Below are 24,575 nucleotides of genomic sequence, written 5' to 3' on the forward strand. Positions count from 1 at the left end.
GAATTGCGACGGCATTGAAACATCAGCCGAGCGTGACGCGCACGCGGTGCATGTTGCCATCGCGCTCGAAGGCCAGCACGCCGCCCAGCCGTGTCGCGACCTGCCGCACGATCGCGAGCCCGAGGCCGGTGCCGGGCCGCGAGCGGCTGTCGTCGCCGCGTGCGAACGCATCGGTCAGGTGCGCCACCTCGGCGGCGGGAATGCCGTCGCCGGCGTCGTCGACCGTGATCCAGGCCTGTGCGGGCGAGCCGCCGACGCTCACCCGCACCGGTGCGCAGCCGTGCTTCAGCGCGTTGTCGACGAGGTTGGCGATGAGCCGCTCGACGAGCAGGCGGTTCGCACGCTCGCGCGGCAGCGCGGCCGGCGCATCGAGTGCGAGTTCGGCGGCGGGCCGCTCGAAACCCGCGACCACCTGCCGCGCGACGGCAGCGAGATCCACCGTCTCGTTGCACGGCAGCTCGCCGGCGCGCACGTGGTCGAGGAAGCTCTCGATCAGCCGGTCGGCGTCGTGCACGTTGCGCACGATGCTGGCTCGGCGCGCCCGTGTCTCGTCGGCGTCGGGCAGCAGCTCGGCAGCCATGCGGATGCGGCCGAGCGGGCTGCGCAGGTCGTGCGAGACACCGGCCAGCAGCACGGCGCGTTCGCGCTCGTGCTGCTGCAGGCGCGCGAGCAGGTCGCGGTAGGCGGTGTCGATCGCGGCGACCTCGGGCGAGGCTGTTGCGGGGGCCGCGACCGGTGCAGGCTGGCCGGGCTGGTGCGCCTGCATGCGCTCGCGCAGCTGCTCGAGCGGGCGCGTCAGGCGCCGGGTGAAGCGCCAGCTGACGCCGACGACCAACGCGCTGGTGATCAGCAGCGCGAGCAGCGTGCGCGCCGACCAGGCGGGCACCACGACCTGCCCAGCCACGCCCAGCCACTTCGCCGGCCGGTCCGGCGGCACCACGTGCAGCCACACCATCGGCTCGCCGCGGCCCGGTTCCATGCCGAGGCGGATCTCGTCGACCGGCACATCGCGCGCGCGCAGCGCCTGCCGCAGCGCGACGAAGCGCGGCGCGTTGCGCACGGTGCGCCGCGCTTCGGGTGGGGCGTCGTCGCGCTGCTGCACGGCCAGCGCGTCCGCCACCGGCGGTGCGAGCCCGACCGCCGCCGCCAGGTGCGGCGCCCAGCGCTCCGCGTACAGCACCGCCACCGTCACGTTGCGCTCGATGTAGAACAGCAGCCCGAACACCAGCGCGAGCGCCGTGACGAGGCCGAGCTGCGCGAGCAGCAGGCGGGCGAACAGGCTGTCGAAGCGGCGCACGAACTCAGCCGCGCGGCACGAAGACGTAGCCCTCGCCGCGAATGGTGTCGATCCATTCGCTGCCCGGCGCGGCCTCGGCCAGCTTGCGGCGCAGCCGCGCGACCTGCACGTCCACCGTGCGGTCCAGCGGCTTGTAGCCGCCGCTCTGCACCGCGTCGCTGAGCTGCTCGCGCGTCAGCGGCCGGCCGGGCGTGCGCGCGAGGGCGGTCAGCAGCTTGTACTCGACGCTGGTCAGCGAGATCGCGGCGCTGCCGGCCCGCACCTCGCGCTTCAGCAGGTCGATCGTCAGCCCGTCGAAGCGCAGTTGCGGCGCGTCGGCCCGGCCGGGTGCCTGGCGGCGCAGCAGCGCGCGCACCCGGGCGACGAGTTCGCGCGGCTCGAACGGCTTCGGCAGGTAGTCGTCGGCGCCGATCTCCAGCCCGAGCACGCGGTCCATCGGGTCGCCGCGCGCCGTCAGCATCACGATGCCGAGGCCGGGGTGCGCCGCGCGCCAGCGGCGGCAGACGTCGAAGCCGTTGGCGTCTGGCAGCATCACGTCCAGCAGCACCGCATCGGGCTGCCCTTGCGACAGCGCGCGCTCGCCATCGCCGGCAGTCAGCACCGCGTGCACCGACCAGCCTTCGCGCTCAAGCAGCTCGCAGACCATGCCCGACAGCTCGGCATCGTCGTCGACCATCAGGACCAGCGGCTTCATGGAGCGGCAGTCTACGGGTCGCGCACCAGGGCAGCGCGAACATTTCAGCGCTGTCGCAAATCGTCGTGCGCGCGGCGTGGCGGCGCCGTCCTTCGGCGTTTCAATCCGGCCATCGATGCCCTGGAGACCCTCCCATGAAGACGACGTCCGTCCTGCTGTCCTTGTCGCTGCTCGTGCTGGCCGGCGCTGCCGCCGCGCGCGACGCCAACCCGATGGCCCAGGCCTGCAAGGCCGACCACGCGAAGTTCTGCAAGTCGACGCAGCCCGGCGGCGGGCGCATCGTCGAGTGCCTGAAATCGCACGAGGCCGAACTGGCGCCGGCCTGCAAGTCAGCGCTCGACACCGCATCGACCTGCGGGCCCGAGGTGAAGAGAATCTGCGGCGATGCAAAAGGGAGTGCCGTGCGCGAGTGCGTGAAGGCGCACGCGGCCGAATTCAGCGAGGCCTGTCGCGCGACGCTTGCCAGGCGTTGAACTCCCCCCCCAGGTGCGCACTAACTCACGCGCTCGAATCGGCGGCGCCTGAACGGCCTTGCCCTGCACGATCCTTCCCCTACCATCCGCGCCACGGCCGTGAGGCCGGTCGCAAAGGGACGAGGGAATGAGTTCACCGATCAAGGCGCCACCGGCCAAGCTGGTCGCCAAGCTGGCCCGGCCGAGCGCCGCGTACAAGCGCCACGCCTGGCTGGCCGTCGCCGCGCTCGCGGCCTTCATGCTGCTGTACCTCGGTCTCGCAGGCTGGTTCCTGTTCACCGCCTGGCGCCTGACCCTCGGGACCGAGAGTTCGTCCGGCAGCGCCGTCTGGGGCTGGGTGATCGGCGGCTGCGCGGCCTTCCTCGCGGTCTTCATGCTGAAGGCCATCTTCTTCGTCAAGCAGGGCTCGCAGGACAACACCCTCGAGATCACCGCGGCCGAACAGCCGCGCCTGTTCGAGTTCCTGCACAAGCTGGCCGACCGCGCCGGCGCGCCGCGGCCGCACAAGGTGTTCCTGTCGGCGCGCGTCAATGCCGCGGTGTTCTACGACCTGTCGGTGCTGAACCTCGTGATGCCGTCGCGCAAGAACCTGGAGATCGGGCTCGGCCTCGTCAACGCCGTCACGCTGGGCGAGATGCGCGCCGTGCTGGCGCACGAGTTCGGCCACTTCGCGCAGAGGTCGATGGCGGTCGGCCGCTGGGTCTACGTCGCGCAGCAGATCGCCGGCCACCTGGTCGCGCGGCGCGACAAGCTCGATGCCTTCCTGAAAGGCCTGTCGCGCTTCGACATCCGCATCGCCTGGGTCGGCTGGGTGCTCGGCGTGATCGTCTGGGCGATCCGCTCGCTGGTCGACAGCGCGTTCTCGGCGGTGCTGCTGGTGCAGCGCGCGCTGTCGCGCGAGATGGAGATGCAGGCCGACCTGGTGGCGGTGTCGCTGACCGGCAGCGATGCACTGATCCACGCGCTGCACAAGCTGCAGGCGGCCGACGATTCGTGGGACCGCACGCTCGGCTTCATCGGCAGCGAGCACGCCAGGGAGCGCGTCACGCGCGATGCGTTCGCGATCCAGTCGCGCGTGATGCAACGCATGGGCCAGGTGCTGAACGACCCGCAGTACCACCGCGTGCCCGCGCTGCCGGCCGACAAGCCGCAGCAGCACCGCCTGTTCAAGGCCGAGGTCGCGCAGCCGCCGCGCATGTGGCTCACGCACCCGTTGAACCACGAGCGCGAGGCCAACGCGAAGCGCCACTACGTGGCCGCGCCGTTCGACGACCGCAGTGCGTGGGCGCTGTTCGACGACGCACCGGGCCTGCGCGAGCGCGTCACCGCCCAGCTGATCGGCGAGACCAAGCTCGCGCCGCTGCCGATCGAGGACTCGTTGCAGGCGCTCGACGAGCAGTTCGCGCGCGAGAGCCTGCAGGGCCGCTACCGCGGCGTCTACCTCGGCCGCTCGGTCACGCGCAGCGTGAAGCGCGCGGCCGAGCTGGTCGATCCGGCGCTGCAGCGCGCGACGCCGTCCGGGCTGGCCGCGCTCTACCCCGAATCGCTGCTCGACGACGTGGCGCGGCTGCGTGAACTGGCGCTCGAGCTGGCCCAGTTGCGCGCGCTGAAGTCCGGTGCGCTGAAGGCCCCCGGCGGCGTGATCCGCCACCGCGACCGCACGCTGAAGCACGGCGAGTTGCCGGGCCTGCTGAAGACCGTCGAGCGCGAGCACCGCCAGGTCGAGCAACGCCTGCTGGCGCACGACAAGGCCTGCCGCAGCACGCACCGCGCCGCGGCGGCGCAGCTCGGCGGCGGCTGGGACTCCTACCTCGACGGCCTGCTGGCGTTGCTGCACTACGCCGACCACAGCGAAGCCAACCTGCGCGATGCGCAAGGCCTGCTGTCCAACGCCTGGCAGGTCGAGAGCGCGACGCGGCGTGTCGGCAAGGCCGGCGTCGCGCGGCTGGTGATCGTCGCCAACCAGCTGCAGTCGGCCTTGCAGCGGGTGTCGGACCAGCGCGATGCGCTGCTGCTCGACAGCACGCTGCGCGACAAGCTCGGCGTCGCGAGCTGGAGCGAGCTGCTGGGCGAGTTCAAGCTGCCGCCCACCACCGGCGACAACCTGGGCGACTGGCTCGGCGTGGTCGACAGCTGGGTCGACCAGCTGGCCGGGGCCTGCGGCCGGCTGCGCTCGCAGGCGCTCGACCAGCTGCTGCGCACCGAAGCGCTGGTCGCCCGCCGCGCACGCGGCGAGGCGGTGCCCGAACTCGCTGCCGCGGCGCCCGAGCCCTCGCGCGCGCCGACGAACTACGACACGCTGCTGGCCGGGCGCGAACGCGAGCGGCAGACGCGCCTCGGCTGGCTCGCGCGCTTCCAGACCGCCGATGGCGCGCTGCCGATGCTGGCGCGGCTCGGGGTGGCCGGCGGCATCATCGCGGCGGTGCTGGGCCTGGGCGGCTCGGTCGGCGATGCGCAGATCGTCGTCTACAACGGCCTGGGCACGCCGGTCCAGGTGACGGTGGCAGGACGCCCCCCGCTCGCGGTGGCGCCGAACGCACTGCAGCGGATCACGCTGCCGGCCGGCCACCTCGTGCAGGTCGAATCGCGCACGCCAAAGGGCGCGCTGATCGAATCGTTCGAGGCCGATGCGAAGGGCAGCTTCGGCACCTACGTCTACAACGTCGCTTCGGCGGCGCCGCTGGTCGAGTGGACGGCCGTGTACGGCCGCACGCAGCGCATTCCGGAACGCATGCTCGGCACGCCGCGCTGGTCGTCGACCGGTGCGGAGCATGTGTTCGAGGAGCCGCCGAAGACGATCAGCACGAAGGGCGGCGGCGGCACGCGCACCGTGCTGCAAGGCTTGGCCGACCTGTCGCCCGAGCGGCAGCTGAATGCGCTGGCCAACGATGCGCAGCGCCGCCAACTGATCGCCACGCACCTGCGCTGGGATGCCAGCGGCAGCGCGCCGGCCTTGCAGTGGCTCGGCATGGTCGGCGACGATGCGCAATTGCTCGCGCTGCTGCGCGAGCGCTTGAAGGCGACGCCCGATGACGTGGCCGCGCTGCGGGCCGAGCAGGACGGCACGCGGGCCGGTGCGCATGCCGAGGTCTGCGCGCGCCACGTGGCCGCCAGCCGCGCCGCGCCCGACAACCCGAACCTGCGCTACGCGGCCGTGCGCTGCGAGACCGAGAGCCCGCAGAAGTGGCAGGCCTTCATCGACGGCCACGCGCGCTGGCCGGCGCATGCCTGGTTCGGCTACGCGGCGGCGTACTCCGAGCTCGACTTCGGTCGGCTGGACGCCGGCCTGGCCGGGCTCGGCGAAGCGCGGGCGCGGCTGGCGCCACTGGCCGAGCACATCGCGATCGACGAGGCGCGGCTGCGCCGTTTCCTGAAGCAGGACGACGCGAAACACATGGCCGAGCTGACGCGTGTGTCGCCGATGCTGCAGACCCGGCTGGCGATGGAGAGCGGCACGTCGACGGCCGAGGAGCCGCTGCCGACCGAGTACGCCGAACTGGCGCGTGGCCGCTTCGACGCTGCGATCAAGGCCGCGGCCACCGGCTCCGCGCACCGCCAGGCGCGCCTGCTGCGGCTGGCCGCGGCGTCCGACGGGGCCGATCAGCAGCTGGTCATCCGCGCGATCGCGTTGCCGCTGGACAGCGGTGTCGACGATGCCACCGCGTGGTTGGCAGCCGCCGTCGCGGCGCGTGGCGGCCAGGACATCGAGTCCTTCATCGCCGTCGTCGCGCGCCGCTCGCCGACCGACGCGGCGCTGATGCGGGTGTTCTTCGAGCAGTTGCAGAAGACGCGCGATGTCGGCGTGGCCGACCGCGTGCTCGCCGAGGTGTCTTTCCAGTGGCGCATGCAGGCGTATGCGGCCGGCGTCGTGCTGCTGGGCCGCGAGGCGCCGGCGGCCTGGCGCGACGCGGCCCGCAAGCTGCTGTTCGCCGACGAGCGGCCGTACTTCATGGAGAGCGCATCACCTCGCGGATGAGGTCGATGAACGCCCGCAGCCCTGCCGGCACGTGCCGGCGCGTCGGGTAGTACAGGCAGATGCCGGGGTAGGGCGGCGTCCACTCGTCGAGCATGCGGACCAGCCGGCCCTGCTTCAGGTCCTCGCCGACATGCAGCTCCGACAGGTAGCCGATGCCGACGCCGGCGTGCACCGCCGTGCGCATCAGCGACGGCTCGTCGAGCGTGATCGGCCCGGGCACGTCCAGCGTCATCGATTCGCCGTGCCGTTCGAACTCCCAGCGGTAACGGGCGCCGCTCGCGAGGCGCCAGCGGATGCAGCGGTGGTCCATCAGCTCACCCGGCGTGGCGGCCGTGCCGTGCGCGGCCACGTACTCGTGCGACGCCACCACCGCCATGCGCATGTCGCCGCTCATCGGCACCGCGACCATGTCGCGCGGCACCGCGTCGGCCACCCGGATGCCGGCGTCGTAGCCCTCGGCCACGATGTCGATCAGCCGCCCTTCGGTGACGAGGTCGACCTGCATCTGCGGGTAGCGCTTCAGGAACGCGAGCACGATCGGCTCGAACACGATGCGTGCCGCGCCGACCGAGGTGTTCAGCCGCAGCGTGCCGGCCGGCGTGTCGCGCAGCAGGTTCACCGCCTCCATCGCGCCGCGGATGTCGCCCAGCGCCGGCGCGATGCGCGCGACGAACTGCTCGCCCGCTTCCGACAGCGCCACGCTGCGCGTCGTGCGGTTGAACAGCCGCACGCCGAGGCGCGACTCGAGCCCCGCCACGGCGCTGCTCAGCGCCGAGGTCGACATGCCCATGTCGGTGGCCGCCGCGCGGAAGCTGCCGTGCCGCGCCACCGCCAGCACCGCTTCCAGTTCGACGAGGCCTGAACGGTGCATTGTCCTGATTCCCGGAACGAGTCGTGAAGGTTTGGCCAGCTTATCAAATCAATGATGGGCACCTAGATTCGCTGCATCGCCTCATTCACACAGGACATCGACATGCACGACATCACCCGGATCTACATCGACGGCGCTCTCGTCGCCCCGCACGGCCAGCAGCGTTTCGACCTCTTCAACCCGGCGACGGAAGAACGCATTGGCCAGGTCACGCTCGGCGACGCCGAAGACGCACGGCGTGCGATCGCTGCCGCCAAGCGGGCGCTGCCCGGCCTGTCGCGCAGCCCGAAGGCCGAGCGGGTCGCGATGCTGCGCCGGCTGCACCAGGCGGTGCTGGCGCGCGTCGACGACATCCGCGACGCGACCATCCTCGAGTACGGCGGCCCGGTCGCGCGGGCGCAATGGAGCGCGCAGTACGCCGCCGACGCCTTCCTGCAGGCCGCGCAGACGCTGGAGGACTACCCGCTCGAACGGCGCATCGGCAGCGCCGAGGTCGTGATGGAAGCGGTCGGCGTGGTCGGGCTGATCACGCCGTGGAACGCGAACGCCGGCTTCATCTGCAACAAGCTGGCGACCGCGATCGCGGCCGGCTGCAGCGCGGTGATCAAGCCCAGCGAGATGAGCGCGATCCAGACCCAGGTCGTCACCGAGGCGCTGCACGCGGCCGGCCTGCCGCCGGGCGTGTTCAACATCGTCAACGGCCGTGGCGACGTGGTCGGGGCCGAGCTCAGCACGCACCCCGATGTCGCGAAGATCTCGTTCACCGGCTCGACGGCGGTCGGCAAAGGCATCCTGCGCGCCGGCGTCGAGACGATGAAGCGGGTGACGCTCGAGCTCGGCGGCAAGTCGCCGACCGTGATCCTCGACGACGCGGACCTCGGCGAGGCGGTGAAGCTCGCCGTCGCGGCGGGCTTCATCAACAGCGGCCAGGCCTGCATCGCCGGCACGCGCATCCTGGTGCCGCAGGCGCGGATGGCGGAGTACGCGCAGCGCATCGGCGACGCGGTGGCGCAGGTGCGGGTCGGCGACCCGGCCGATCCGTCGACCGCGATCGGCCCGATGGTGAGCCAGCGGCAGTTCGATCGCGTGCAGCGCTACATCGGGATCGGCATCGCCGAGGGCGCGCGGCTGGTGGTCGGCGGTGAAGGCCGGCCCGACGGGTTGCCGCGCGGCTGGTTCATCCGCCCGACGGTGTTCGCCGACGTGCGCAACGACATGACGATCGCGCGCGACGAGATCTTCGGGCCGGTGCTGTCCATCATCGGCTACCGCGACGAGGAGGACGCGATCGCGATCGCCAACGACTCGGTCTACGGCTTGCAGGCGGTCGTGTCGTCGACGAACCCGGCGCGCGCCCGGGCTGTCGCGGCACGCCTGCAGGCCGGCCGCGTGCAGATCAACGGCCTGCACCAAGAGCCGCTCGCGCCGTTCGGCGGCTTCAAGCAATCGGGCCTGGGCCGTGAGTTCGGCGAGTTCGGGCTCGAGGCCTTCCTCGAGCCGAAGAGCGTGCTGGCTTCGCGCTGAGCCGCACTGCGTCAATCTGTAAGCTCTTGCAGATTGTTGGCGTGGAGCCCGCGGCTAAAAATGTTCGATCGTCAAACTTTTAGCCGACGCATGAAAAGGGGAGGCATTTGCGACACGCAAGCGCAAGGAGGTTGAATCACTCATTCAGCAAGGGAGAGAAACGTGTCAAAAGACGTTATTGCAAGAATACTCAGAAGAGTCAGGGTTGCATGGGCCCTCCTGGTTTTGTCTGCCGGCGCCGTTGCCGGAACGCCGGGAAGCGTGAATGTCGTCGGTGGCGGGGTTCTGTCGTATGAATCCACGCTGAACATCATCAACAACCCCTCCTGCAGTTTCGATATCCCGACCTACCTGAGTCGTTCGGTGACGGCCTTCAGCTACACCGACGCCAGGGTGGGCAATCCCGGTGTGATCGCCAACGTCAAGGGCGTCGCCGGCTGCTCGGGCAACCAGATCAACACACCTGCCGTCCTGGCACTCAACGACACCTGCACCATCAAGGTCGATGTCAATTACTACAACGGCGCGGTGACTGCCTTCAAGTCGTGTGCAAACCTCATTGTTTATCCGAAGTATGTTGTCATGGGCGTGACATATGCCCCGCCGGGCCCCAGCAGTTCGGTTCAATACTCGCAAACTAATTCCCTCAGCACGACGATCACCGACAGCTCGTCCTATACATCGAACCTGGCGATTTCCAGCACCACTTCGACCGGGGTTGATCTGTTCGGGATATTGAACGGGCATGTCAACATCAACTCCGGAAGCACGGCAACGCAAACGGTATCGTCCAGCACGGGGACGACCATCAGCGCCAGCAACCTCACCTCGTATACCCTCCGCGGGCCGCCGTCTCCGCCGGTCAGCATCAATACGCCGATCGATCACAACTACGATCTGGTCTGGCTGTGGCTCAATCCGGCGGTTCTGTATTTCGTGACGCCCACGTCGATCCAGAAGAACGGGTTTGCCTATGACATGAACGATCTGGTCGGCATGGACATCTTCCCGGTGCCGGTGGGCATGTTGAACGGCAGCATCCCGATGGACGAGGCGGTCTCGCGAGCGCTGGCGCGGGCGTGGGCGGTGAACAGCCAGTCCTATCCGGGAGGCGGCAACCCGGCCATCACGGCTGCAGACTATCCGGCGATCCTGGCATCGCATCCGTACTCGACGCCGGGCTACGCCGTTCCGCCCACCGCGACGACATCGGCAGACAAGCGCTTCACGGTCGTCGGTTCAACGCCCAGTGGCGGGGCCACGCCGCTGCCGTCCTTTGTCTATGCGCCAGGCAGCCTGACCCAGTCGTACACCAACACGCACGTCAATTCGTCGACCGTGAGCCAGGGTGTATCGAACTCCAGAAGCCAGACCATCGGCTTCGACTACAGCTCGTCCGGCGAATTCATCGTCGAGTTCAGTCGAAACCTGAAGGTGCAGTACACGCAAACCTGGACCAACTCCCAGAGCACGGCCATCACCGACACGACCACCAAGGTGGCGTCGTTCACGATCGGCAGTCCGTGCACCTCGTGTGCGTACACCGGACCTTCGGTGTTCGAGGTCTACCAGGACAACGTCTTCGGGACCTTCATGTTCAACCCGGTCCGATAGCGCAGCAGCCGAAGAGCGTGCTCGGCGCGGCGTGAGCGGCCTCAGGCGGGCTTGCGGTTCAGCAGGCTGAAGCCGTGGGTCCAGTGGTTGTTGCCGAAGCCGTAGCGGATCCAGATCATCGCGAGCGGCTCCAGCAAGCGGGCCTGCTCGATGCCGCCGAGGTCGATCGCGCTGCGCCAGCCGAAGCTGCGCAGGATGGCGGCGACCTCGGCCTTCGCGCCGGCGTCGTTGCCGGCGATGAACATGTCCGGCTCGCCGTCCGGCAGCTTCGGCTGCACCATGTGCGACGCGGTGATGATGTTGAAGGCCTTCACGACCAACGACCGCGGCAGCAGCCGCTGCGCCGTCTCGCCGGCCGAGTCGGTGAAGCCGAGCGCGAGCACCGGCTGGCCCGAGCTGAAATCGACCGGGTTGACGGCGTCGATCACCGTCTTGCCGGCGAGTGCGTCGGCCAGGGCCGGCGTCAAAGCCGCCTTCAGCGAAGCCCAGGGCAGCGCGATGACGGCGCTGTCGGCTTGCCTGGCGGCATCGACGAGGCTGGCTGCGGTGCTGCCGGGCACGGCGGCGAGTGCCGCGCGGATTTTCTCGCCGCCGGTGTCGCGGCTGCCGAACACCACGCGGTCGCCGCGGGCGGCGAAGCCTTTCGCGAGCGCCGTGCCGACGTTGCCGTTGCCGAGGATGGCGATGGTGGAAGAACTCATGTCAGGCTCCAGTGGGATGTCGATGGAGGGAGTGTGCGAGCCGTTCATCCACAACATAAGATGGCCGCTGGTTCCTGAACCCATAACCTGAGGTTGAGAATGGACGCAGCGCAGCGGGTGCCGGCCATCCTGTCGTTCGTGCAGACCGCCGACCGCGGCAGCTTCGCCGCGGCGGCCAAGGCGCTGGGCATCTCGGGGGCGGCGGTCAGCAAGAACGTCGCGTCGCTCGAGGCCGCGCTCGGCGTGCGGCTGCTCAACCGCACGACGCGGGTGCAGCGGCTGACGAGCGAGGGCGAGGCCTTCCTCGAGCGGGCGCGCGTCGCGATCGATGCGCTCGACGCGGCGGTCGATGCCGTCGCGGCGCAGCGCGCCGAGCCGAGCGGGCGGGTGCGCATCTCGTGCCCGAGCAACTACGGCCAGCATTTCCTGCTGCCGCTGATGCCGGGGCTGCGGGCACGCCATCCGGGGCTGATCGTGGACCTGGATTTCGACGACCGGAAGGTCGACCTGATCGCGCAGGGCTACGACCTCGCGCTGCGTGGCGGCCGTGCCACCGATTCGGGCCTGGTGTCACGCCCGGTCGGCCGGCTCGAGATGGTGCTGGTCGCGACGCCGGCCTACCTGGCGGCCCGCGGCGTGCCGCGCAGCCGGGCCGAGCTGCCGGCGCATGACGTTGCGCTGGTGCGTTTCCTCAGCGGCGAGGTTTCGCCGTGGACCTTCCGCGAGCCCGACGGCTCAACCGTCGACCTGTGGCCCGAGCGCTGCGTGATGACGATTTCGACCGGCGCGGCGGTGGAGACGGCGCGCATGGGCCTGGGCATCGTGCAGGTCGGGCTGCCGCAGGCCTGGCCGCTGTTGAAGTCGGGCGAACTGAAGGCGCTGTTCGTCGACGAGCACGTCGCCGGTGACCGCGAACTGGCGTTGCACTACCCGCACCGCGCGCTGGTCGCGCCGCGCGTGCGGGCGACCGTCGATCACCTGGTCGCGCAGCTCGCCTCGAACGAGGCGCTGCACGTCACGCGCGAAGACGTGCGGCGCCTCGCGGGCTGAACCTCACTGGAAGGCGACTTCCGCGAAGCTGCGCAGCTTGCGGCTGTGCAGCTGATCCACCGTCTGCGCGCGCAGCAGCTCGACCGCCCGCATCCCGATGCGCAGATGCTGGTCGACGCGCTCGCGGTAGAAGTGGTTCGCCATCCCCGGCAGCTTGATCTCGCCGTGCAGCGGCTTGTCGCTGACGCACAGCAAGGTGCCGTAGGGCACGCGGAAGCGGAAGCCGTTGGCAGCGATCGTCGCGCTCTCCATGTCGAGCGCGACCGCGCGGCTCTGGCTGAAGCGGCGCTCCGGCGTGCGCTGCGGCAGCAGCTCCCAGTTGCGGTTGTCGGTCGAGGCCACCGTGCCGGTGCGCAGGATGCGCTTCAGCTCGTAGCCGGTCAGCTGCGTGATGTCGGCCACCGCCGTCTGCAGCGCCACCTGGATCTCGGCCAGCGGCGGGATCGGCACCCACAGCGGCAGGTCTTCGTCGAGCACGTGGTCTTCGCGCACGTAGCCGTGGGCCAGCACGTAGTCGCCCAGCGCCTGCGTGTTGCGCAGCCCGGCGCAGTGGCCGAGCATGATCCACGCATGCGGGCGCAGCACCGCGATGTGGTCGGTGATGGTCTTCGCGTTGGCCGGGCCGACGCCGATGTTGACCATCGTGATGCCGGCACCGTCCTCGCGCACCAGGTGGTAGGCCGGCATCTGCGGCAGCCGCGGCGGGATCGAGCCCAGCTCGTCGCCCGGGCGGTGCGCGGTGCCGGTGCGCCGCGTGATCACGTTGCCCGGCTCGACGAAGGCGAGGTACTCGCTCGCCGGATCGGCCATCGCCTCGTGGCCCAGGCGCACGAACTCGTCGATGTAGAACTGGTAGTTCGTGAACAGCACGAAGTTCTGGAAGTGCTCGGGCGCGGTGCCGGTGTAGTGGCGCAGCCGGTGCAGCGAGTAGTCGACGCGCGGCGCGGTGAACAGCGACAGCGGGTGCGACTGGCCGGGCTTGGTCTCGTAGGTGCCGTTGGCGATCGCGTCGTCCATCGCGGCCAGGTCCGGCAGGTCGAACATGTCGCGCATCAGCAGCCGGCGCTCGGGGCCCAGGCTGCCTTCGAGGTGGTCGTGCTCGGCGAGCGAGAAGTGCACCGGGATCGGCTGACCGCTGACGCCGACCTCGAGCGCGACGTTGTGGTTCTTCAGCAGCAGCCGGAACTGCTCGAGGTAGTAGCCGTTGAACAGGTCGGGCCGCGTCAGCGTGGTCTCGTAGGTGCCGGGGCCGGCGACGAAGCCGTAGCTCAACCGCGAGTCGGCGCGCGCGACGGTGTCGGTGTGCACCCGCACGAACGGGTAGCAGGCCCGCACGTGCTCGGTGGGCGCGTTGCCCGCCACGAAGCTGTGCAGGGCACCGCGCAACTGCGCGAGGCTCTGCTCGTAGATGGCCTTCACCTGGGCCAGCGCGGCGACCGGGTCGGTGAAGCGCAACGTGGCGATAGGGACCGGGGGGCCGGCCGGCAGCGTGGGAGCAAGGGACATGGAGGGTTCCTGGAGCCGTTCGTGACTATTCTCGCGCGACGCCATCCCCCGTGCCGCCCGAGGCTTCCTACAATTTGCGCCCATCAGAATCATTCGAGGAGGACGCTCATGCCCATCGCAGGCCTCGGGCTGCACATCGTCATTGCCCTGTTTTTCGCGGTTCACGCGGTGCGCAGCCGCCAGCAGACCTACTGGCTGTTCGTGCTGTTCTCGTTCCCCGGGCTCGGCAGCATCGTTTATTTCCTGGCGATCTACCTGCCGGATTCGCGCCTGGAGCGCGGCGCGCGCAAGGCGATCGTCGCGGCGGTGAAGTCGCTCGACCCGACGCGCGAGCTGCGCGACGCCCGCGCCGCGTTCGAGTACACCCCGACCGCGCAGAACCAGATGCGGCTCGCGACCGCGCTGTACGACGCCGGCGAGTTCGACGAATCGGCGCAGACCTGGGAGGCCTGCCTGAAGGGGCCGTTCTCGACCGACCTGGAGATCCGCCGCGGCGCCGCCCGCGCGAGCTTCGCGCGCGAGCGCCCGCAGGAGGCCATCAGCCACCTGAACGCGATCCGCGCGCAGGACCCCAGCTTCCGCGAGGAAGAGATGTCGCTGCTGCTCGCGCGCTCGCTGGCGGCGGCCGGCCGCCATGGCGAAGCGCGCGATGCCTTCGAGGCGACGATCGCGCGCTTCGGCAGCTTCGAGGCGCGCGCCGAGTTCGCGATCTGGGCGCTGGTGCAGCGCGAGACCGAGCTCGCGGCCCGGCTGCAGGTCGAGATCGAGCGCGCCACCGAGCGCTGGAACCGGCACACCCGCGAGCTCAACGCGGAGCTGATGCGCCGGCTGCGCCTCGCGCACGAGCAGACGAAGGCGCCGCGGGCCTGAGCGGCCCGGGCTTCAAGCCGTCGCCGGCTCGCCCAGGTACACACCGCGCGGCGCGGCCAGCCCCTGCCGCACGCCGCGGCTCAGGTCGTCGGCCAGCACCTCTTCGGCGCCGCTCGCGAGCGCGTCGACGACCTGCTGCGCCACCTGGTCAGGATCGGCCTTCGCCGTGTCCAGGCCCTTCGTCATGTCGGTGTCCATGTAGCCGACGTGCACGCCCACTACCTGCGTGCCCTGCGCGCGCAGCTCGCCGCGCAGGCCGTTGGTCAATGACCACGCGGCCGATTTGCTCGTGCTGTAGGTGGCGGCGCTCGGGATGCTGACCCAGCTCAGCACCGACAGCACGTTGACGATCGCGCCGCCGCCGTTGGCCTTCAGCACCGGCGCGAAGGCCTGGCTCAGCGCCAGCGGGCCGAAGAAATTGGTCTCCATCTCGGCGCGCGCCGCCTCGGCACTGCCGGCCGCCAGCAGCGGCGAGCCGCGCGTGATGCCGGCGTTGTTGATCACGACGCTCACGTCCTGCAGGCGCGCGGCGGCCGCGGCGATGTCGGCGGCGTTCGTCACGTCGAGCTTGACCGCTTCGACGCCCGGCAGCGTGATGCTGGACGGGTCGCGGGCGGCGGCGTAGACCTTCTTCGCGCCGGCGGCCAGCAACTGCTTGACCAGCGATTTGCCGAGGCCACGGTTGGCACCGGTCACGAGGATGACGGCATTGCGGATGTTCATGGCGGAGATCCTTTCAGGGTGTTTATATGACAGTCGTCATGATTGAGATTATATGACGTGCATCATTTATCATGTCAAGCGGCACCTTGCCCGACATTCCGCAGAAGAGGTCTTCCCCCATGAAAGTCAGTCGTGAACAAGCCCTTCAGAACCGCGAGCGGGTGCTGGCGGTGGCCGCGAAGCTGTTCCGCGAGCGCGGCTTCGACGGCATCGGCGTGGCCGACCTGATGAAGGGCGCCGGCATGACGCACGGCGGCTTCTACGGGCAGTTCGGCTCGAAGGAAGACCTGATGGCCGAAGCCTGCTCGCGGGTGTTCGACGAAGGGGGGCAGCGCTGGCGGCAGGTCGTGGACGATGCGGCGGCGCGTGGCGAGGACCGGCTGGCCGCCTTGGCGCGCACCTACCTGTCCGCTGAACACCGGGACGAGCCCGGCGACGGCTGCGCGATGTCGACGCTCGGTGCCGAGGCGGCGCGCCAGGGCCCGGCGCTGCGGGCCGCGTTCACCGCGGGGGTGCGCGGCGCGGTCGACTTCATCGGCGCACTGGTCGGCGGCCGCAAGGCGCGGCGCCGCGAGCGCGCGATCGTCGCCTATGCCGCGATGATCGGCGCGCAGGTGCTGGCGCGCGCGGTCGACGACGAGGCCTTGTCGACCGAGATCCTGCAGGTGGTCGCGGCAGAACTCGCCGGCGAGCCCGCCCCGACCTGAAGCGGATCAGCGCAGCGGCGCGAACAAGGTCGTGAGGCGGTCCGGCGTGCCGTCGATGCGCTGCAGCGACGGGTAGCGCAGCCCGCCGCGCCACGCGATGCGCACGCTGCGATACAGGTCGCCCGACTTCAGCAGCAGCTCGACCGGGTTGCCGTCCTTCGCGGCGGTGACGGCTTCCTTCAGCAGCTCTTCGGTGTACGCGCGGCCGTTGACGGCCAGCAGCGTCGCGCCCGGTGCCATGCCGGCGTCGAAGGCCGGGCTGCCCCAGTTCACGTTGCGCACCTTGGCGGCCTCGCCGATGTCGAAGCCGAGCGAGTAGTTGAAATCGGCCACCTTGTAGGCGGCCATCCGGGCCTTGTAGTGTTCGCTCGGCTTGTCGCTCCACGCGAGCTTCCAGCCGGCGGCGGCGATGCCGCCCAGCGGCGCCGGCCGGTCGTGCGTGTCCAGCCGCTGGCGCAGGAAGCCCGCCCAGTCGTAGGCCTGCACGCGGTTCAGCTCGCGCACCACGTCGTCGAAGCCGTAGGTCAGCGGCTGCACGCGCTTCGGCTCGGCACCGAAGAAGGCCCGTGCGAAGTCGTCGAGCGAGCGCTTGCCGTTCGAGCGCTCGCGGATCAGCATGTCGGCCTCCAGCCAGACCAGGCGCGATTCGTCGTAGTAGTCGGCGCTGCGCTGCCACGAGGTCCAGTCGCGGCGGCCGCGCGTGGCCCACAGCAGCGGCTCGTTGGTGGTGTCCTGCAGGTTGCGCCACGCGCGGCCGGCGCGGGCGTCGAGCAAGGCGGCCGTCTCGGCCAGGTCGTCGCGCGCATCGGCCGCGCTGACCAGGCCGGAGCGCGCGGCCAGCACCGCGCCCCAGTACTGCGTCTGGCCTTCGTAGACCCACAGCAGGCTGTCGCGCATCGGCGTATTGAAATGCGGCGTCCACAGGTCGGCCGGGCGGCGGAACTTGCCATTCCACGAATGGGTGTACTCGTGCGGCAGCAGGTCGCGCCCGATCGAGCCCTTGGCCCACTCGGTGAAGTAGGCGGCCTTCACGCCGTTCTCGCTGGACTGGTGGTGTTCCAGCCCGATGCGGCCGAACTGGTCGCTGAGCGCCAGCAGGAACTCGTAGTGCGTGAAGTGGCGCGACGCGAACACCTTGTCGGCCTGCGTGACGAGGGCGCGGTGCGCCGCCAACTGCTCCGGGCTGATGACGCCCTGCGACGCGCGGTCGGCGACCACGTTCAGGAACACCGGCGCCCGGCCGGCGGCGCGCGCGCCGGGGTCGAGGTCCAGGCGCTGCAGGTGGCGGCCGGCGAACACCGGCGAGTCGACCAGCGTGTCGAGGTCGGTGGCCTTGTACGAGAAGGTCGCGCCGCCGGTGGGGGGCGCGTCCTGCGACGCCAGTTCCAGCGCGGTGCCGGCCAGCCAGCCGGCGGGCAGCGTCAGGCTGGGCTGCACGCTGATCTTCGCGGCGGCATGGCCGGCCGGGTACAGCACGACGGCGTTCCATTGCACGCCGAGCATGTCGGGCGTGACGACCTGCCGTTCGTTGCCGGGCTCGAGCGGCGTCAGGAACTGGAACTCGATGTCGAGCGACGTCACCCCGGTCGGCACCTCGACGTGGAAGGCCGCACTGTCGACCGCATCGCGCAGCCACGCGACCGGCTTGCCGCCGGCGCTCACCTGCAGGCCGCTCAGCTGTGCCAGCGCCGCGCTCGGCGAATGCGTGCCGGGCAGCCAGCGCGGGTAGAACAGCGCGAGCGGGCCGGGCGAGACGGGGATCGTCTCGCGCACGCGGAAGATCTTGCGGTCGAGGTCGGTGGCATCCACCGCGAGGCTGATCACGCCCGGGTAGGGCGCGTCGCTCAACGCCGGCAAGGTCTGCGCGGCAGCGAACGGGACAACGGTGGCCAGGCTGATGGCGGCCACCACGGTGCGAAGGGTCGGGTTCATCGGGGTCCTGTGAGTTGGACCGAAGACGATAAGCGAAAACTTCTGCGCGCTTCGTCACGCTGCCGGCGCCTGAGGCGGCAGGGCGCCCCGAAGGGCACGCATCCGTGGCGACAATCCCCCCGCCGTACCTCCCGCCGCCATGGACCCCGCCACCGTCATCCTGATGCTCGCCATCCACCTGATTGCCAGCGGCGGGCTGATGGCAATCGTGTGGGTCCGCATGCCGGGCGCGCCGGGACTGGGCCGCTGGGCGGTCGCGAGCGGCCTGTTCGGCGTGGCCTATCTGGCGCGGCTGCTGGCCGGGCTGCAGGGCGTCGATGCGCTCGGCCTCGCCTCTGACGGCGCGATGATGCTCGCGGTGCTGCTGTTCGGCGACGGCGTGCGCGAGTTCGTCGGCCGTGCGCCGCTGCGGCCGCTGTGGGTCGGCGTGCTGGCGGTGCTGCTGTTCGGCGCCGAGGTCGCCGCGGCGGGCTTCGGCGGTGCGCAGGCGCGGCATGTCGCGCTGAACGCGATGATCGGCCTGCTCTACGCGCAGATCGCGTGGATCCTCGCCGCCGAGCGCCTGCGGCAGACCGCTCCGCTGCACGCGCCGCTGGCGCTGCTGGTCGGGATCGTCGGTGGGCTGTCGGCGCTGACGCTGCTGCGCGGCGCCCACATCGCGCACGACGGCATGCAGGTCGCCTTCCACGGCCCGGTGGCCCAGGCCTACTACCTCTATGCCTCGGTCACCGCGGTGATGACCGCGCTGACGCTGGTGTGGATGATGCTGTTGCGCCTGAACGGCCAGCTCGCCGACCTGGCGACCCGCGACGCGCTGACCGGCGTGTTCAACCGCAACGGCCTCGCGCAGGCGCTGAAGCAGCATTTCGACCAGCGCCAGGCCGCGCCGCTGACGCTGCTGTTGGTCGACATCGACCACTTCAAGCGCATCAACGACACGCTGGGCCATGCCACCGGCGACGCGGTGCTGCAAGCCGTTGCGCGCGAACTGACCGGCCAGCTGCGGGTCGGCGATTTCGTCGCGCGCATCGGCGGCGAGGAATTCCTGATCGGCTGCGTCGGCGCGGATCCGGCCCTTGCGCTCGCGCTGGCCGACCGGCTGCACCGCGGCATCGGCCGGTTGCAGGTGCCGGCGGCGGTGGGCAGCGAACGGGTCGGCTGCACGGTCAGCATCGGCGTGTCGGCCGGCTTCGATCGATTCGACGGCTGGGAGCCGGCCGCCTCGCAGGCTGACGAGGCGCTGTACCGCGTGAAGGCCTCGGGCCGGGATGCGGTTCAATCGCACCTGAGGTGACCGGGGTGACCGAATGAGCGACGACACCGCGCTGCAGATGCACATCGGCGAGCTGGCCGCCCGCAGCGGGCGCAGCGTCGACGCGATCCGCTGGTACGAGAAGCAGGGCCTGCTGCCGGGGGTCGGTCGCGACGCGGGACGGCGCCGCCTGTACGGCGAGCGCCACCTCGGCTGGCTCGAACTGATGGACCGGCTGCGCGGCACCGGCATGACGATCGCCGCGATGCAGGCCTACACCGCGCTGGTGATGCAGGGCCGGCGCACGCTGCCGCAACGCCGTGAGGTGCTGGCCGCGCACCGCGCGCAGGTCGAGGCGCGCATCGCCGAATGGAAGGCGGCGCTGAAACAACTCGACCGCAAGCTCGATTTCTACGCCGACTGGATCGCACAGGGCGAACGCCCGCCGATGGACCCGCAAGGCCGGCCGCTCGCCCGCGCGAAGCGCCCGAAGACCCTGAAGCGCTGACGGGTTTCGCTTGATCTGGAGTGCGCTCCAGGTCGCCCACTCGCGGGCTTCAACCGCAATGGAGCGAGACCGCCATGACGAGCAGCATCACTGAAACCAACCGGCACCTGATCGAGGGCATCTTCGCGCAGCTGGCGCAAGGCAACGGCCGCGCGCTGGTCGACGCGATGGACGACGACTTCTGCTGGACCCTCACCGGCAGCAGCGCGTGGTCCGGCACCTGGCGCGGCAAGCAGGCGGTGCGCGAGCAGCTGCTCGCACCGCTGTTCGCGCAGTTCGAGGGCACCTACACCAACACCGCCGAGCGCGTGATCGCCGACGGCGAGCAGGTGGCGGTGCTGTGCCGTGGCCACGTCGGCACGAAGGCGGGCCGGCGCTACGACAACCAGTACTGCTTCGTCTTCCGCGTGGTCGACGGGCGCTTGAAGGAGGTGGTCGAGTACCTCGACACCGCGCTGGTCGATGCGGTGCTGCAGCCGCCGCCGGTGTTGCCGTTGCGCTGAGCGTTCAGCGCGCGGCGCCGCGCATCTGCCGCAGCCACGCGCCCGGCGACAGGCCGGTCGCGCCCTTGAAGCGGCGGTTGAAGTGGCTCTGGTCGGCGAAGCCGGCATCGAGCGCGGCCTGCACCAGCGGCGTGCCGGCGCACAGCAGCCGCTTCGCATGCTCCAGCCGCACCGCGTTCAGGTAGGCGTGCGGCGGCACGCCGAAGTGCTGCGCGAACGCGCGGCTCAGGTGCACGCGCGACAGCCCGGCCTCGCGCGCGAGCTCGCTGACCGACAGGTCGCGCGACGCATGCGCGCGGATGTGGTCGCGCACGCGCAGCATCCGCTGCAGCCCGGCCGCGAGCGGGGCCTGCGCGCTGCGCGGCGTTTCGCCATGGCGCAGCAGCAACTGCACCAGCACCTCGGTGGTCAGCGCCTCGCCGCGCAGCGACTCCTGCGGCTGGCCGATCGCGGCCATCGCGCGCTGCAGCGCGGCGGCGCCGGCCTCGTCGCGCACGACGGGCGCGCGGAAGAACGCGCTGCCGTGCGTGCCGGCGTCGCGTTGCAGGTGCTGCGGCAGCGCGTCGGGGTCGACGTAGAGGATCGCGTAGCCGAAGCCCTCGTCGGTGCCGCGCTGCCCGTCGTGCGCCTCGTCCGGGTTGAACAGCAGCAGGTCGCCGGGCAGGCTGGCGTGGGCCGCACCGCGGCAGTGGAAGGTCTGCACCCCGCTGTGCGTCACGCCGATCGCGTACTGCGCGTGGCTGTGCCGCTCGAAGACGTGCTCGGTGAAATGCGCCCGCATCAGCGTGATGTCGGGCGTGGTGCCCGGCTGGAAGCGGGCCCAGTCCGAGCGGCCGGAAGGCGCGGTGCTCATGTGACAAGCGTACAAGACCCGCGCCGCAGGCGTCGGCAGACTGCGTGCAGTTTCACTCTTCCTGCCGAGGAATTCCATGACTGCGATCGACCTGCACGCCAAGCTCGAACTCTTCAACGACCACTGGGCCCCGCGCACCGTGGCCGAGTACAACGGCCACGACGTGATGGTGGTCAAGGTGGCGGGCGAGTACCGCTGGCACGCCCACCCCGACACCGACGATTTCTTCCTCGTGTTGAAAGGCCGGCTGCACATCGACCTGCCGGACGGCACGGTCACGCTCGGGCCGGGGCAGCTGTTCATCGTGCCGCGCGGCGTGCAGCACCGGCCGTGGGCCGAGGAGGAGACGCACATGCTGCTGATCGAGCCGACCGGCACGCCGAACAGCGGCGACGTGGCGACCGCGGCGCCGCGGCGCGTGCTGTGATGGCGTGCCTTGATGGCATGAAGCCGGCAGACAAAGCGCCCGCATCAGCCGCCCGACGGAACCTGCGGCGCGGCGCGGTCACCCACCGCCGTCTTCAACCCTGAGCGGGCACATCACGTCGTGGCAACTGGTCCTGTCGGCCCTGTCGGTTCTGTCGGCTCTGTCGAAAAAAGAGCCGCTGCCTGGTCGGGGTGGAACGATCCCTGGCCGAAACCGCCCGACCGCCAGGCCTACCTCGTGCTGAAGATGTCGAGGTGCCGCGGCGGTGCCCGGTTCACGGTGGCGACGGCCTGCTTCGACGGGTCGGATGGGCAGGGCGTCGATGCGCTGGCGGACATCACCGGCGGCGATTCGCCGAGCGACGACAGCTCGTCGGTGGGCACGACGGACGGGGTCGGGAGCAAGGGCCGGCGGGGCGTGTCCCGCACGGGCGGCGCATCGCGAGGCGGGCGGCGCAGGCACGACGGGCGCGGCGACGAACGTGGCCGCGAGCGTCCCGACGAAGACGAGCCGTCCGAAGACGACGAAGAACCTGCCGCCTAGCCCGCCGCCTGGCCGGTCGCGCTTTCCGTGCCCTTCACCACCGCATAGCGCGCCAGCGTGCACTCCCGCGCCTCGTCGTGCATCACGATCGGCAGCGGGTAGTTGTCGCCCAGCCGCACGCCGGCTTCCGCCAGCTCGATCGGCCGCGCGAGCCACGGCGCGTGGATCGCCTTGTCGGACAGCCCCGCCAGCACCGGCAGGTAGCGCCGGATGAACTTGCCCGCGGCGTCGAACTTCTCGCTCTGGTTCACCGGGTTGAAGATGCGGAAGTACGGCTGCGCATCGCAGCCGGTCGAGGCCGCCCACTGCCAGCCGCCGTTGTTCGCGGCCAGGTCGTAGTCGTTCAGCTTCTCGGCGAACCAGCGCTCGCCCCAGCGCCAGTCGATGCCCAGGTCCTTGGTCAGGAAGCTCGCGGTCACCATGCGCAGCCGGTTGTGCATGTAGCCGGTCTGGTTGATCTGCGCCATCGCGGCGTCGACCAGCGGGTAGCCGGTGCGGCCTTCGCACCAGGCCTCGAACAGCGCCTGTGCGTGCTTGCCGTGCTCCCACTTGATCGCGTCGTAGGCCGGCTTGAAGCTCGCGTCGACCACCCGCGGATGGTGGTGCAGCACCTGGTGGTAGAAATCGCGCCATACCAGCTCCGACAGCCACACCGCCGCGCCCGCCGAGCCGTGGTGCATGCGCTGCGCCGCCTCGCGCGCCAGCGTGCGGATCGAGACGGTGCCGAAGCGCAGGTGCATCGACAGGTAGCTCGGCCCCTTCACCGCCGGAAAGTCTCGCGCCTCGCCGTAGCGGCCGATGCGCGGCAGGAAGTCGTCGAGCAGCGCCTGCGCGCCGGCCTCGCCCGTGCCCTGGTGCAGCTCGCGCAGGTTGGTCGGCGCGAAGCCGATGTCGGCGAGTGACGGGATGTCGCCCGTGACATCGTCGGCCGGCGGCGCCAGCCGGTGCGCGTAGCGTTCCACCGGATACGCGCTGACGTAGAACGGCTCCAGCTTGCGCAGCCAGGCGTTCTTGTACGGCGTGAACACGCTGTAGGCCTTGCCGCTGCCGGTCAGCAGCTCGTTGCGCTCGAACACCACATGGTCCTTGCCGGTGTGCAGCGCGATGCCCAGGCCGGCCAGCGTGCCGCGCACCCGGGCGTCGCGCGCGAGCGAGGCCGGTTCGTCGTCGTGGTTGGCGTACACCGCCTGCACGTGCAGCACGTGGGCCAGGCGCGGCAGTTCGTCGACCGCGAAACCGTGGCGCACCAGCAGCCCGGCGGCGCCGGGCGCCAGCGTGCGCAGCCGGGCGTCGAGCGCGGCCAGGCTGTCGCGGATGAACTCCACCCGCCGGTCGGCGCGCGGCAGCGCATCGAGGATCTCGCGGTCGAGGATGAAGGCGCACCAGACCTTGCGGGCGGCCTTCAGCGCATGGAACAGCGCGGCGTGGTCCTCGGCCCGCAGATCACGCCGGAACCACACCAGCGCCGCGCCCAGCGACGGCTCGGAAACCTTTTCCATCGGGCGAGTGTGCCGCAGTCATAAAATGCCGCCCTATGCCTGCCGCGACCATCAACCTGACCAACCAGTTCCTGATCGCCATGCCGGGCATGGCCGACGACACCTTCGCCGGCGCCGTGATCTACCTGTGCGAGCACACCGAGAAGGGCGCGCTCGGCCTGGTGATCAACAAACCGATCGACATCAAGCTGAAGAACCTGTTCGAGAAGGTCGAGCTGACCCTCGACCGCCCCGACCTCGCCGACGTGCCGGTCTACTTCGGCGGCCCGGTGCAGACCGAGCGCGGCTTCGTGCTGCACGAGCGGCTGGGCGGCGAGGCGGGCGAGGGCGGGCACTACAACTCGTCGCTGCAGATCCCCGGCGGGCTCGAGATGACCACCAGCAAGGACGTGCTCGAGGCGCTGTCGCACGGCGCCGGCCCGAAGAAGATCCTCGTCACGCTCGGCTACAGCGGCTGGAGCGCCGGCCAGCTCGAGGAAGAGATCGGCCGCAACGGCTGGATCAACGTCGTCGCCGAGCCCGGCATCATCTTCGACACGCCGGTCGAGCAGCGCTACGACAAGGCGCTGTCGCTGCTGGGGATCGACCCGCGCATGCTGTCGCAAGAGGCGGGGCATGCATGAGGCGTCCGCCCCCCGCTCGTTCCTGGCTTTCGATTTCGGCACGCTGCGCGTCGGCGTGGCCAGCGGCAACACCGTGACGCGCACCGCGACGCCGCTGCGCACCGTGGCGGCGGTCGGCGATGCGCGCTTCGCGGCGCTCGGCAAGCTGATCGCCGAATGGCAGCCGCATGCGCTGGTGGTCGGCGTGCCGGTGCACCCCGATGGCGCGCCGCACGAGAACACCGTTCGCGCGCAACGCTTCGCGCGCCAGCTGCACGGCCGCTTCCGGCTGCCGGTGCACGAGGTCGACGAGCGCTACACCACCACCGAGGCCCACGCGATGGGGGCGAGCGACGTCGACGCGGCGTCGGCGGCCATCATCCTGGAGCAATACCTGCGGGCCCTCCCTTGACCTCCACCGACTTGACCACCTCCACCGACAGGACCACC

23 protein-coding genes are annotated in these 24,575 nt (G+C 70.5%); 14 read left to right on the top strand and 9 right to left on the bottom strand.

All coding sequences use genetic code 11. From position 1 onward, the window contains the following. Positions 1-22 precede the first annotated feature (22 nt). Positions 23-1,297, bottom strand: a complete 1,275-nt coding sequence (locus tag BUE42_RS00145; RefSeq protein ID WP_073462081.1) for a sensor histidine kinase — start codon at positions 1,295-1,297, stop codon at positions 23-25. 4 nt (positions 1,298-1,301) lie between these two features. Then, the gene (locus BUE42_RS00150) at positions 1,302-1,991 is read right to left on the bottom strand and encodes a response regulator transcription factor (RefSeq protein WP_073462082.1); all 690 of its coding nucleotides are present in this window, start codon (positions 1,989-1,991) and stop codon (positions 1,302-1,304) included. Between the two features lie 134 nt (positions 1,992-2,125). On the opposite strand from BUE42_RS00150, the gene BUE42_RS00155 reads away from it, so the two are divergent. After that, the gene (locus tag BUE42_RS00155) at positions 2,126-2,464 is read left to right on the top strand and encodes a cysteine rich repeat-containing protein (protein WP_073462083.1); all 339 of its coding nucleotides are present in this window, start codon (positions 2,126-2,128) and stop codon (positions 2,462-2,464) included. 127 nt (positions 2,465-2,591) lie between these two features. Next, positions 2,592-6,440 (top strand): M48 family metallopeptidase, encoded by a 3,849-nt coding sequence (locus BUE42_RS33320; RefSeq protein ID WP_200798881.1) that lies wholly within the window; start codon positions 2,592-2,594, stop codon positions 6,438-6,440. On the opposite strand, the gene BUE42_RS00165 is transcribed toward BUE42_RS33320, so the two are convergent. Further along, positions 6,412-7,311 carry a LysR family transcriptional regulator gene (locus BUE42_RS00165; protein ID WP_073462084.1) on the bottom strand — a complete coding sequence of 300 codons (900 nt, stop codon included), beginning with the start codon at positions 7,309-7,311 and terminating at the stop codon, positions 6,412-6,414. The genes BUE42_RS33320 and BUE42_RS00165 overlap by 29 nt on opposite strands. 102 nt (positions 7,312-7,413) lie before the next feature. Here BUE42_RS00165 and BUE42_RS00170 point away from each other — a divergent pair, with 102 nt between their 5' ends. Continuing rightward, the gene (locus BUE42_RS00170; RefSeq protein ID WP_073462085.1) at positions 7,414-8,835 is read left to right on the top strand and encodes an aldehyde dehydrogenase family protein; all 1,422 of its coding nucleotides are present in this window, start codon (positions 7,414-7,416) and stop codon (positions 8,833-8,835) included. 162 nt (positions 8,836-8,997) lie between these two features. Further along, positions 8,998-10,449 carry a hypothetical protein gene (locus tag BUE42_RS00175; protein ID WP_143171221.1) on the top strand — a complete coding sequence of 484 codons (1,452 nt, stop codon included), beginning with the start codon at positions 8,998-9,000 and terminating at the stop codon, positions 10,447-10,449. Between the two features lie 41 nt (positions 10,450-10,490). On the opposite strand, the gene BUE42_RS00180 is transcribed toward BUE42_RS00175, so the two are convergent. Next, positions 10,491-11,150 carry an NADPH-dependent F420 reductase gene (locus tag BUE42_RS00180; RefSeq protein ID WP_073462087.1) on the bottom strand — a complete coding sequence of 220 codons (660 nt, stop codon included), beginning with the start codon at positions 11,148-11,150 and terminating at the stop codon, positions 10,491-10,493. Between the two features lie 99 nt (positions 11,151-11,249). Here BUE42_RS00180 and BUE42_RS00185 point away from each other — a divergent pair, with 99 nt between their 5' ends. Further along, entirely contained in the window at positions 11,250-12,200 is a 951-nt protein-coding gene (locus BUE42_RS00185; protein WP_073462088.1) for a LysR family transcriptional regulator, read from the top strand. Positions 12,201-12,203: 3 nt separating this feature from the next. Here the strand turns inward: BUE42_RS00185 and BUE42_RS00190 are convergent, their stop codons facing one another. Further along, positions 12,204-13,706 carry an AMP nucleosidase gene (locus BUE42_RS00190; protein ID WP_073462089.1) on the bottom strand — a complete coding sequence of 501 codons (1,503 nt, stop codon included), beginning with the start codon at positions 13,704-13,706 and terminating at the stop codon, positions 12,204-12,206. Positions 13,707-13,814: 108 nt separating this feature from the next. Here BUE42_RS00190 and BUE42_RS00195 point away from each other — a divergent pair, with 108 nt between their 5' ends. Then, complete coding sequence (locus BUE42_RS00195) at positions 13,815-14,576, top strand: hypothetical protein (protein ID WP_073462090.1); 762 nt, start codon at positions 13,815-13,817, stop codon at positions 14,574-14,576. Positions 14,577-14,588: 12 nt separating this feature from the next. Here BUE42_RS00195 and BUE42_RS00200 read toward each other — a convergent pair whose 3' ends face one another. Next, positions 14,589-15,299: an SDR family oxidoreductase gene (locus tag BUE42_RS00200; RefSeq protein ID WP_073462091.1), complete on the bottom strand. Its 711-nt coding sequence runs from the start codon at positions 15,297-15,299 to the stop codon at positions 14,589-14,591. Between the two features lie 119 nt (positions 15,300-15,418). On the opposite strand from BUE42_RS00200, the gene BUE42_RS00205 reads away from it, so the two are divergent. Further along, positions 15,419-16,006 (top strand): TetR/AcrR family transcriptional regulator, encoded by a 588-nt coding sequence (locus tag BUE42_RS00205; protein ID WP_073462092.1) that lies wholly within the window; start codon positions 15,419-15,421, stop codon positions 16,004-16,006. A 6-nt stretch (positions 16,007-16,012) separates the two neighbouring features. Here BUE42_RS00205 and BUE42_RS00210 read toward each other — a convergent pair whose 3' ends face one another. Then, complete coding sequence (locus tag BUE42_RS00210; protein WP_073462093.1) at positions 16,013-17,938, bottom strand: M61 family metallopeptidase; 1,926 nt, start codon at positions 17,936-17,938, stop codon at positions 16,013-16,015. Positions 17,939-18,077: 139 nt separating this feature from the next. Between BUE42_RS00210 and BUE42_RS00215 the strand changes: the two genes are divergently transcribed. The 3 genes from BUE42_RS00215 (at position 18,078) to BUE42_RS00225 (ending at position 20,201) form a co-directional block, all read left to right on the top strand. Beyond that, the gene (locus BUE42_RS00215; RefSeq protein ID WP_073462094.1) at positions 18,078-19,232 is read left to right on the top strand and encodes a GGDEF domain-containing protein; all 1,155 of its coding nucleotides are present in this window, start codon (positions 18,078-18,080) and stop codon (positions 19,230-19,232) included. Positions 19,233-19,245: 13 nt separating this feature from the next. Further along, positions 19,246-19,698, top strand: coding sequence for a MerR family transcriptional regulator (locus BUE42_RS00220; RefSeq protein WP_073462095.1), 453 nt, complete (start codon positions 19,246-19,248; stop codon positions 19,696-19,698). A gap of 74 nt (positions 19,699-19,772) precedes the next feature. Beyond that, complete coding sequence (locus tag BUE42_RS00225) at positions 19,773-20,201, top strand: nuclear transport factor 2 family protein (RefSeq protein ID WP_073462096.1); 429 nt, start codon at positions 19,773-19,775, stop codon at positions 20,199-20,201. A 4-nt stretch (positions 20,202-20,205) separates the two neighbouring features. Here BUE42_RS00225 and BUE42_RS00230 read toward each other — a convergent pair whose 3' ends face one another. Further along, positions 20,206-21,054: an AraC family transcriptional regulator gene (locus tag BUE42_RS00230; protein WP_073462097.1), complete on the bottom strand. Its 849-nt coding sequence runs from the start codon at positions 21,052-21,054 to the stop codon at positions 20,206-20,208. Between the two features lie 76 nt (positions 21,055-21,130). On the opposite strand from BUE42_RS00230, the gene BUE42_RS00235 reads away from it, so the two are divergent. Further along, positions 21,131-21,481: a cupin domain-containing protein gene (locus BUE42_RS00235; protein ID WP_073462098.1), complete on the top strand. Its 351-nt coding sequence runs from the start codon at positions 21,131-21,133 to the stop codon at positions 21,479-21,481. A gap of 237 nt (positions 21,482-21,718) precedes the next feature. Further along, positions 21,719-22,024, top strand: coding sequence for a hypothetical protein (locus BUE42_RS00240; protein WP_073462099.1), 306 nt, complete (start codon positions 21,719-21,721; stop codon positions 22,022-22,024). On the opposite strand, the gene BUE42_RS00245 is transcribed toward BUE42_RS00240, so the two are convergent. Next, positions 22,021-23,523 carry a cryptochrome/photolyase family protein gene (locus BUE42_RS00245; RefSeq protein WP_073462100.1) on the bottom strand — a complete coding sequence of 501 codons (1,503 nt, stop codon included), beginning with the start codon at positions 23,521-23,523 and terminating at the stop codon, positions 22,021-22,023. The two genes, BUE42_RS00240 and BUE42_RS00245, sit on opposite strands and share 4 nt — an antisense overlap. A 35-nt stretch (positions 23,524-23,558) precedes the next feature. On the opposite strand from BUE42_RS00245, the gene BUE42_RS00250 reads away from it, so the two are divergent. Both BUE42_RS00250 and ruvX read left to right on the top strand, forming a co-directional pair. Next, entirely contained in the window at positions 23,559-24,146 is a 588-nt protein-coding gene (locus BUE42_RS00250) for a YqgE/AlgH family protein (RefSeq protein ID WP_047590499.1), read from the top strand. Then, positions 24,139-24,537: a Holliday junction resolvase RuvX gene (gene ruvX, locus BUE42_RS00255; protein ID WP_073462101.1), complete on the top strand. Its 399-nt coding sequence runs from the start codon at positions 24,139-24,141 to the stop codon at positions 24,535-24,537. Before BUE42_RS00250 ends, ruvX begins: the two co-directional genes overlap by 8 nt. Positions 24,538-24,575: the final 38 nt, after the last annotated feature.

Source organism: Rhizobacter sp. OV335 (genome assembly GCF_900142965.1).
GTDB lineage: Bacteria > Pseudomonadota > Gammaproteobacteria > Burkholderiales > Burkholderiaceae_C > Rhizobacter.

Bases quoted from the DNA above. Each gene is read 5' to 3' on its own strand.
- BUE42_RS00150 (WP_073462082.1), bottom strand. From the start codon at position 1,991: ATGAAGCCGCTGGTCCTGATGGTCGACGACGATGCCGAGCTGTCGGGC.
- BUE42_RS00155 (WP_073462083.1), top strand. From the start codon at position 2,126: ATGAAGACGACGTCCGTCCTGCTGTCCTTGTCGCTGCTCGTGCTGGCC.
- BUE42_RS33320 (WP_200798881.1), top strand. From the start codon at position 2,592: ATGAGTTCACCGATCAAGGCGCCACCGGCCAAGCTGGTCGCCAAGCTG.
- BUE42_RS00165 (WP_073462084.1), bottom strand. From the start codon at position 7,311: ATGCACCGTTCAGGCCTCGTCGAACTGGAAGCGGTGCTGGCGGTGGCG.
- BUE42_RS00170 (WP_073462085.1), top strand. From the start codon at position 7,414: ATGCACGACATCACCCGGATCTACATCGACGGCGCTCTCGTCGCCCCG.
- BUE42_RS00180 (WP_073462087.1), bottom strand. From the start codon at position 11,150: ATGAGTTCTTCCACCATCGCCATCCTCGGCAACGGCAACGTCGGCACG.
- BUE42_RS00185 (WP_073462088.1), top strand. From the start codon at position 11,250: ATGGACGCAGCGCAGCGGGTGCCGGCCATCCTGTCGTTCGTGCAGACC.
- BUE42_RS00190 (WP_073462089.1), bottom strand. From the start codon at position 13,706: ATGTCCCTTGCTCCCACGCTGCCGGCCGGCCCCCCGGTCCCTATCGCC.
- BUE42_RS00195 (WP_073462090.1), top strand. From the start codon at position 13,815: ATGCCCATCGCAGGCCTCGGGCTGCACATCGTCATTGCCCTGTTTTTC.
- BUE42_RS00200 (WP_073462091.1), bottom strand. From the start codon at position 15,299: ATGAACATCCGCAATGCCGTCATCCTCGTGACCGGTGCCAACCGTGGC.
- BUE42_RS00205 (WP_073462092.1), top strand. From the start codon at position 15,419: ATGAAAGTCAGTCGTGAACAAGCCCTTCAGAACCGCGAGCGGGTGCTG.
- BUE42_RS00210 (WP_073462093.1), bottom strand. From the start codon at position 17,938: ATGAACCCGACCCTTCGCACCGTGGTGGCCGCCATCAGCCTGGCCACC.
- BUE42_RS00215 (WP_073462094.1), top strand. From the start codon at position 18,078: ATGGACCCCGCCACCGTCATCCTGATGCTCGCCATCCACCTGATTGCC.
- BUE42_RS00220 (WP_073462095.1), top strand. From the start codon at position 19,246: ATGAGCGACGACACCGCGCTGCAGATGCACATCGGCGAGCTGGCCGCC.
- BUE42_RS00225 (WP_073462096.1), top strand. From the start codon at position 19,773: ATGACGAGCAGCATCACTGAAACCAACCGGCACCTGATCGAGGGCATC.
- BUE42_RS00230 (WP_073462097.1), bottom strand. From the start codon at position 21,054: ATGAGCACCGCGCCTTCCGGCCGCTCGGACTGGGCCCGCTTCCAGCCG.
- BUE42_RS00235 (WP_073462098.1), top strand. From the start codon at position 21,131: ATGACTGCGATCGACCTGCACGCCAAGCTCGAACTCTTCAACGACCAC.
- BUE42_RS00245 (WP_073462100.1), bottom strand. From the start codon at position 23,523: ATGGAAAAGGTTTCCGAGCCGTCGCTGGGCGCGGCGCTGGTGTGGTTC.
- BUE42_RS00250 (WP_047590499.1), top strand. From the start codon at position 23,559: ATGCCTGCCGCGACCATCAACCTGACCAACCAGTTCCTGATCGCCATG.
- ruvX (WP_073462101.1), top strand. From the start codon at position 24,139: ATGCATGAGGCGTCCGCCCCCCGCTCGTTCCTGGCTTTCGATTTCGGC.